General features: G+C 63.6%; 7 protein-coding genes. 4 read left to right on the top strand and 3 right to left on the bottom strand.

Annotated features, from left to right (window positions below):
* From ASL10_RS16165 to ASL10_RS15270, 3 genes are all read left to right on the top strand, one after another.
* Positions 1 to 383 (top strand): hypothetical protein (locus tag ASL10_RS16165; protein ID WP_235452909.1); only part of this gene is annotated, 383 nt, incomplete at its 5' end.
* A gap of 45 nt (positions 384 to 428) precedes the next feature.
* Positions 429 to 725, top strand: coding sequence for a hypothetical protein (locus ASL10_RS16160; RefSeq protein ID WP_157485577.1), 297 nt, complete (start codon positions 429 to 431; stop codon positions 723 to 725).
* On the top strand, positions 722 to 973 hold the full coding sequence (locus ASL10_RS15270; RefSeq protein WP_056049947.1) for a hypothetical protein: 252 nt from the start codon (positions 722 to 724) through the stop codon (positions 971 to 973). Before ASL10_RS16160 ends, ASL10_RS15270 begins: the two co-directional genes overlap by 4 nt.
* A 72-nt stretch (positions 974 to 1045) precedes the next feature.
* On the opposite strand, the gene ASL10_RS15765 is transcribed toward ASL10_RS15270, so the two are convergent.
* From ASL10_RS15765 to ASL10_RS16155, 3 genes are all read right to left on the bottom strand, one after another.
* Positions 1046 to 1462 (bottom strand): NUDIX domain-containing protein, encoded by a 417-nt coding sequence (locus ASL10_RS15765; protein WP_082460662.1) that lies wholly within the window; start codon positions 1460 to 1462, stop codon positions 1046 to 1048.
* Between the two features lie 622 nt (positions 1463 to 2084).
* Positions 2085 to 2693 (bottom strand): uridine kinase, encoded by a 609-nt coding sequence (locus ASL10_RS15265; RefSeq protein WP_056049945.1) that lies wholly within the window; start codon positions 2691 to 2693, stop codon positions 2085 to 2087.
* Between the two features lie 51 nt (positions 2694 to 2744).
* Positions 2745 to 3647 carry a hypothetical protein gene (locus tag ASL10_RS16155; RefSeq protein WP_157485576.1) on the bottom strand — a complete coding sequence of 301 codons (903 nt, stop codon included), beginning with the start codon at positions 3645 to 3647 and terminating at the stop codon, positions 2745 to 2747.
* 137 nt (positions 3648 to 3784) lie between these two features.
* Between ASL10_RS16155 and ASL10_RS15760 the strand changes: the two genes are divergently transcribed.
* Entirely contained in the window at positions 3785 to 4447 is a 663-nt protein-coding gene (locus ASL10_RS15760; RefSeq protein WP_162234625.1) for a DUF2625 family protein, read from the top strand.
* Positions 4448 to 4882: the final 435 nt, after the last annotated feature.

The following is a 4882-nucleotide window of genomic DNA, read 5'->3' as shown; positions in this document are numbered from 1 at the left end:
CCAGGAGCTACTCTCGGACCCGAAACAACCACCCGTTGCAACGACCCCCTGAAACCGCCATCCCCTATCGGGCGGGACGCATAGAGACCCAACCTTCAGCCTATGGTGCCTTTATGTCATCCCGAAGCAGCCAACGGATCTACCTTTTCTGCGCCGTCGGTTTTGCGGTTGGCATACTCCTGCTGGTTCTTGTGGATGGCGCAGCTCTCACCCTTGCAGCACTACCTCTTGGTCTCTCGATCGGTATCGCGCTGCGCACCTGGTGGACGCGCCACGGCTGGAATCCGGGCATCACCATCACGGAAGACGTAGCCGAAGGCGAAGTACTTAGAAACGAGGGCGACAGCGTCGACGGGACTACCCGAAAGCCAAGAGGCCGCTGAGCGATCGGCTATCGGGCATCCCCGGCGACGTCCTAGCCTGATCAAGTGATCAACCCGTCGACACCCGATACGGAACGCCGGTCTGTCTGGACGGTAGGACATCTCTACGCAGCAACCGTCTCCAGATATGAGGAGGTCGCGTTTCCACGTGTGTTCGGTGTCTACTCGACGGAGAAGCTGGCGAACGAGGCAGTTGAACGGGCTCGGCTCCAGCCCGGCTTTGACGGCCATCTTGGGCCGGTAGATTTCGACGAGGGCCTGACCGTGTTCCAGTACGACCTCGACGACGTCGTCTGGCGTGGCGGCTTCTTCTCCTATGACGCCGAGGGCCGAGAAGAATGAAGCTTTTCTCCGTCACACACCTCCGACCCCGCGGACAGCACACCGAATGGCCCTTGGTCGACCTCAAACAGATCGGCTACTTCACCTCGGAGACTGAAGCACGTCGCGCAATCAGGAGCCTCCGCCTCGATCCCGGCTTCCGACGGTTTCTCGACCAGTTCCGCATCGAAATCGTCGACGTGGACGTGGATCTGTACGAAACAGGCTTTAACCACGAGGCCGACCGAGGACTTGTGCCGGTCGACTGACGCCACTGCCGGGACCGCCCGAGGGCCGATCGTCTATCGGGACAGTGGGCGTGCACGATGGCGCGACCCGGATCACCCCTGTCGACGAGAGTCGTCGAGCTCTGCGAGGAACACGCGGTACGAGTCGTGGGCGAGGTCCAGACGCAGAGCGTCCGCAGGCGAGAACCACCTCACTTCGTCATGCTCCTCAGGAGCACAGTTCGTCGGATACCCCTCCCACTCCGTGATCAACCACAGATCAAGCACCATCCCACCCGGAACGTCAGGTCGTTCTCTCACCTGCATGTCTGGCGATCCCCTCACCACAGCCACGACACCGATCTCTTCCCGGAGCTCACGCACAAGCGCATCGGCCGCACGTTCACCAGGCTCGAGATGACCACCCGGGAAATCCCAACAGCTGGGGTACCAAGACTTGTCGGCACGCCTTCGCGCAAGGAGCAGGCCCCTCGGACCCGAAAGGGCCCCCACAGCAACGTGATGCGACATGACGTCGAGACTGCCATGCCCACCGTCCCCACACGGACGCCAAGAAGGGACGCGACACCACTGAGGCCGAACTGTCCCCTCAACGGATGCTTCGTCACGACAACTGGAGCACAGAGATCAACCCCTATCGTCTGAGGACGCGGGCCAGCTGCCAGCCCTAACGAGACGGCGATCCGCTCGAGGACGTTCGTAGCGAAGGAGGAGTACGAGCGCGAACCCCACGCCGGTGATTGCTGCGGCAACAGGGAGCCAGACTGGCAACAACAACTGAGGAACCATGAGCATCCGGACCAACAGCCACGTCACGAATCCACCGGTGATGGCCCCCATCACCAGGCGAAGACGCGGACGAGTGCGCCGAGGGTCCAACGCGCGGACCACGATAAGGCCCGCACAGGTTGCTCCCAACGCGAAAACAGCGCCGACGAGAGCCGTGACTGCTCCTACGAGAAGAAGAATGAGCCCGGGTTCGGGCGAGAGACCACCGCGCAGCGCCGCCGAAACGAGCCACGAAGCGATACCCAAGACGGCCCCCGACGAGGCCGCCTCACCGAGAAGCCAACCCACGCTTGCCGCATCCGGGCCCTTGGACATCCGCCGAACATGAGCCAGGTTCATCACCCTACGTAACCTCAGTGAACCGCTGACCGATCCCCGAATCAGACGATGCGTACAGCGTCTCTGCGCGCTCTCGCGGCAAGAATTCCTGGGCGAAGTCGCGATCGTTCGGAGCCCAGACGTCGGTCCACAGCGCCTCGTGGCGTCGGCCTAGCTCCCTGTCGCGGGCCATGCCGCGGCCGACGGCGACGTCGAGCTCGACATCGCACCAGACCGTGACGTCGAGGGAAGGCAGGGCCTCAGGGTGGAAAAGGCCGATGAGATCGACGACGAGGATCTCGGCGCGAGGAACCGGCTCCGGAGCGCCGAGGGCCCCTACCGCCCAGTCATACCGTCGGAACTCGCCCTGCTGCTCGCCGCGGAAGGGCTCCAAGACACTCGAAACGAGACGTTGCCGATCCACTCCGTCCCAGTCCGCAGAGCGGAGGTGAGAGCGTGCAGGATCGAGAAAGTCGTCACCGCGCATCCTCACGGCGCCAGGCAGGGCCTCGACCATGCGGTGCGCAAGCGTGGACTTCCCTGACCCGCAGAAGCCCGAGATACCGACCACAATGGGGCAGCCCGCCGACCCGGCCCTGAGTGCGACATGCTCCACGACTTCGCCCTGATCCATGCAACGACCCTACGAGGTCGCCCCGGTGGTCGATCGTCTATCGGGACACCTTCATCCTGCCGGTCCGAGCTCGGCGCACCTGACCGAGTGTTCTGCTGCCAACATAAAGCCGCCGACGGGTACCGGCCCTTCGGACCTTCTCCAGTCCCATGCAGAAGCGCCGGCCGCTCGATGGGATGCGACCACAGCCCGGTCACGGTCCGCGAGCAGCTGACGCCCCTCTGGCGAGCGAGGTGGCATCAGTTCCGCGAGGCGGTAAAGAGCACGTTCATGCTCGACCTCTACGCCCGCCCGCGCGGCGGCAACCCGGGCCGTCGCTCCCCCCGATACCGCGAGGCGGCGCCGGTGACCCCGTGACCACATTGCCAATGCCGATCCCGCAAGCACGAGGAGCATCAACGACCACGTGCCGAGCCACGGCGCGATGTGCTCGTTGACTGCCGTGCCTTCATCGAACACACCGATGACCGCAGACGGCATCGACAGCGCCGCCGCCCCTCCGAGCAGGTATGGCGGCCGCGACCGATCTGCCGCCATGACCCCGATGAAAGCGCCGAGCAGCGCCACCCCAGCCCACGCAGCGGCCCAGATGTCGAGAGGATGCGGGATGGGGGCCGTAATGTTCGAGAACGGGACAGCCCGCGGCTGATACCTGCCACCACTCAGGTTTTCGAAGACCAAGAACGTTGCGAGGAGAGAGACGGCACCGGGAATACCTCGCACATTCAGCCAGCGGACCGAGCGAACGTCTCTGACTTTGTCCGCATCCCCTGGTTGGAGCCGCTGCTCAATGATCCTCGACGTCGTGGTCCCGTACTCGTCGATGACTCCAACAACACGCTGGGACAGATCCGGGTGCTCCGAGAGGACGCTCCGTTCGGCAGCCGCCGCCATCTCGTCCCTGCTACGGAATTTCGATCTCCGCAGCGGGGGCGATTCCTCGGGGACCGTCATGCGTCCATCATCCAGCACACACGCTCGCGAGATGGGACCACGTTCAAGCCATCGAGTAGGCCGGCAGGCGATCCCCTACCGGGCAGATCTTCTGGGTCTGCATCCGGTAAACCCTGGCTATGGCTCAAACTATGACCATGGGGAACACTGGGGACAATGCGTGGGCAGAACTTAGCGACCTCATCTCAGCATCACCCCTTGATGTCGCCGTTCTGCCACGGGACGCAAATGCGCGTACGGCGTCAGCGCTGGAACTTGGGCCGAGCTCATACCTTGGCGCCCTCGCTCGAGAAACATCGGGCCTGCTCATCGATCACGGCTGGTTACGAATCCTCGGCGGCAGCTCCTCAAATGGAGGGCTACCCGGTCTGGATCAAGCCAGCGCCGGCACACCAGGACTCCTCGTCGTTGCCTACGACGTACTCGGCGGAGCATTTGCCCTGGACGGCGGCGCATTCGGCAAAGGCGACGGCTCCGTCCACCACTTCTCAGTGGACAACCTGACCTGGGAAGACCTCGAAATCGGCCACGCGCAGTTCGTGACGACAATGCTCGCAGGGGCTATCACGAAGTTCTACGAGACGCTCCGATGGCCACGATGGCAAGACGACCTCGCCGCCTTGAACCTGGCCGACGGCTTGCATCTCTACCCTCCCCCCTTCACCACAGAGGGAAAGGACGTCGCCACCGTCAGTAAGGGGACGGTACCGATGAGGGAACTCATCGGCGTACACAACACCTTCATGGACCAGCTCGGATCCGGTCAAGGCGTCCCCGACCCATGGTCCGCGGCCACGTGACCGTTCCGACAGGCCATCCCCTACCGGGCGCCGTCCACGAGTCGGTTAAGTCGATCGACCAGTTGTGCCATTCGGGGCGGTCCGAGTCGAAGGACGAGCGACTCAGAGAACCAGCGCATCCAGACCGCCTCGACATCTTGGGTCGTGACGGCGCCGGCCTTAAGAAGAATGCGAACCAGGTCGATTGCCTCCATCTCGTACTCATCCGGCGGAGCACCCTCCGGCGAACCAGGCTCGAGACCATACGGGTCGACATCGCTGAGAACAGCCAAGACACCAGCGAGGGTCTGCCTGTAGGTGACTGTCCCCGCTCTCATGCCCCAATGATGCCTGGGCCGCCTCGACCGGTGACCGATCCCCTATCGGGCACTGCTTCGTGGGCTGGCTCCGTGGAGCAACGCAACGTGAAGCAGACGGTCCCTCCTGGGGTTGACG

The sequence above is a fragment of the Frigoribacterium sp. Leaf8 genome (genome assembly GCF_001421165.1).
GTDB lineage: Bacteria > Actinomycetota > Actinomycetes > Actinomycetales > Microbacteriaceae > Frigoribacterium.
The sequence above is the reverse complement of the archived record's forward strand: the minus strand, read 5'-3'. Positions and strand labels throughout refer to the sequence as shown.